Annotated in this window: 1 protein-coding gene; it reads left to right on the top strand. The window is 72.4% G+C overall.

Features of this window, described 5'->3' with window-relative positions; translation table 11 throughout:
* Positions 1-3,296, top strand: a 3,296-nt coding sequence (locus tag ACVCAG_RS45580) for a beta-ketoacyl synthase N-terminal-like domain-containing protein (protein ID WP_440089900.1), incomplete at both ends; no start/stop codon positions are given.

The raw sequence follows: 3,296 nt of genomic DNA, 5'->3' as shown, positions 1-3,296 counted from the left end.
GACGCGCTGGCCGAGCATCGCAGGTCGCGGGGACTGGCGGGAACCTCGCTGGCCTGGGGCCTGTGGGCGATCGGCGGACTGGCCGACCTGGACGAAGCCGACCTGCGGCGCCTCGCGCGCTCCGGCGTCGACCCGCTGACCGCCGAGGACGGCCTGACCCTCTTCGACGCCGCACTCGACACGGGACGGGCCACGCTGCTCCCGGCCCAGCTCAACTTCAAGGTCCTCAGTACCCACGCGGACTCGCTGCCACCGCTGCTGCGTGGCCTGGTGGCCGCTCCCGCCAGGCGGGTGGTGACGGCGGCCTCGGAGGCGGCGGCCACCCTGAAGCAGCAGCTGGCGAGCCTGCCTCCGGCCGGGCAGCGCGCCGTGCTGGAGGACCTGGTACGCGACCAGCTGGCCGTGGTCCTCGGATTCGCCGACACGTCCGCGCTCGACGACGGCATCTCCTTCCAGGAGCTCGGCTTCGACTCGCTGATGGCGGTGGAGTTCCGCAACCGGCTCAGCCAGGTCACCGGCATGCGGCTGCCGGCCACGCTGATCTTCGACTATCCGACCCAGTCGGCGCTCGTCCCGTTCCTGTCCGGCGAGCTGCTCGGCAAGCGGGAGATCGCGGTCACCTCGCGGGTCTCGACCGGAGACGACGAGCCCATCGCGATCGTCGGCATGGCCTGCCGCTATCCCGGCGGGGTCGAATCGCCGGAGGACATGTGGCGGCTCGTGGCGCAGGCGGGCGACGCGGTGGGCGAGTTCCCCACCGACCGGGGCTGGGATCTGGAGAAGCTGTACGACCCGGACCCCGGCAACCGTGGCACCTCCTACGCCAGGCACGGCGGCTTCCTGTACGACGCCGCCGAGTTCGACCCCGGCTTCTTCGGGATCAGCCCGCGCGAGGCCCTCGCCATGGACCCGCAGCAGCGGCTGCTGCTGGAGAGCTCCTGGCAGGCGATCGAGCGTGCGGGAATCGACCCGCACGGGCTGCGCGGCAGCCGCACGGGCGTGTTCGCCGGTGTGATGTACCACGACTACGCGAGCCAGCTCTCCTCCGTACCGGAGGAGCTGGAGGGCCTGATCGGCACCGGAAACTCCGGCAGCGTCGCCTCCGGGCGGGTGTCGTACACCTTCGGGTTCGAGGGCCCCGCGATGACCGTGGACACCGCGTGCTCGTCGTCGCTGGTCGCGCTGCACCTGGCGGCGCAGGCACTGCGCTCGGGCGACTGTGACCTGGCTCTGGCGGGCGGTGTGACGGTGATGGCCACCCCGTGGACGTTCATCGAGTTCGCCCGGCAGCGCAACCTGTCGCCGGACGGCCGCTGCCGGGCGTTCGCCCAGGCGGAGGGCGGCGTCGGCCTCTCGGAGGGCGTGGGCATGCTGCTCGTCGAGCGGCTGTCGGACGCCCGGCGCAACGGCCACCAGATCCTCGCTGTCCTGCGGGGCAGTGCGGTCAACCAGGACGGTGCGAGCAACGGGCTGACGGCGCCGAACGGTCCCTCGCAGCAGCGGGTGATCCGCCAGGCCCTGTCCAACGCGAACCTCTCCCCCGCGGACGTCGACCTGGTCGAGGCGCACGGCACGGGAACGGTGCTGGGCGACCCGATCGAGGCGCAGGCACTGATCGCCACGTACGGCCAGGACCGTCCGGAGGACCGGCCGCTGTGGCTGGGCTCCATCAAGTCGAACATCGGCCACGCGCAGGCGGCCGCCGGTGTGGCCGGTGTGATCAAGATGGTGATGGCCCTGCGCAACGGCGTCATGCCGCAGACCCTGCACGCCGAGGAGCGGTCGGAGCACATCGACTGGTCGGCGGGCGCGGTGGAACTGCTGACCGAGGCCCGTCCCTGGGAGCCGGAGAACGGCCCGCGCCGGGCGGCGGTCTCCTCCTTCGGGATCAGCGGCACGAACGCGCACGTCGTCCTGGAGGAGTCCCCGGCCGAACCGGACAGGGAGCCGGGCGAGGCCCTGCCCGCCGTCCCGTGGCTGCTCTCCGGGAAGTCGGTGGCGGCGCTGCGGGCACAGGCGAGGCGGCTCAGGTCCTGGATGCTGAAGCGGCCGGAGCTGGACGTGGCGGATGTCGGCTGGTCGCTGGCGACGGGCCGGGCGCTGCTGGAGCAGCGCGCGGCGGTGGTCGGCGCGGACCGTACCGGGCTGCTGGAGGCGCTGTCCGCGCTGGCCGAGGGCGAGCCGGGCGAGTCGGTGGTCGAGGCCGGGCAGGTGCGCGGGCGAGCCAGGATGGCGATGTTGTTCGCCGGTCAGGGCAGCCAGCGGGTGGGCATGGGCCGTGAGCTGGCCGCCGCGTTCCCGGTGTTCGCCGAGGCGCTGGACGAGATCTGCGCGTTGCTGCCGCACCCCGTGCGGCAGGTGATGTTCTCCGACCCCGACGGTGTGCTGGCCGAGACGGGAATGACCCAGCCGGCGCTGTTCGCCTTCGAGGTCGCCCTCTACCGCCTGCTGGCCTCGCTCGGCATCACGCCGGACGTGCTGGTGGGTCACTCGGTGGGGGAGATCGCCGCCGCTCATGTGGCGGGCGTGCTGTCGCTGCCCGATGCGTGTGCTCTTGTCACGGCACGGGCGCGGTTGATGCAGGGGCTGCCGGAAGGTGGGGCGATGCTGGCCATCGCCGCTCCCGAGGCGGACATCCTCCCGCTGCTGGAGGGCCGCCAGGACGTCGGCATCGCGGCGGTGAACGGCCCGGAGGCCGTGGTGATCTCCGGTGACGAGAACGCGGTGGAGGAGATCGCCGCCCTGGTGAGCGTCCGGACGCGCAGGCTGCGGGTCTCACACGCCTTCCACTCGCCGTTGATGGAGCCGATGCTCGCCGAGTTCGAGCAGATCGTCTCCGCTCTGACCTTCAGCGAGCCGGCCATCCCTGTCGTCTCCAACGTGACGGGCCGGCCCGCCGAGCCTGGCCTGCTGACCGATCCGGCGTACTGGGTGCGGCATGTGCGCGAGGCGGTGCGCTTCGCCGACGGGGTCACCGCCTGCCAGGCGAACGTGTTCGTGGAGATCGGACCGGACGCCACCCTGACCGCGCTGGCCCAGCAGAGCGTGCAGGACGGAGCGTTCGTCGCGACCGCTCGCAAGGACCGCGACGAGGTCCGGACGCTGGTCAGGGCCCTGGGGCAACTGCAGGTCCGCGGCGTCACCGTCGACTGGGACACCTTCTTCGCTCCCGCCCGACCGGCGCACGTCGACCTGCCGACCTACGCCTTCCAGCGCGAACGGTTCTGGGTGGCGGCGCAGGCCGAGGCCGGGGACATGGACGCGGTTGGTTTGGAGGGGATCGATCACCCGCTGCT

The organism is Streptosporangium sp. G12 (assembly GCF_052983175.1).
Note: the sequence above shows the minus strand (reverse complement) of the source record. Positions and strands in the feature narration are given on the sequence as shown.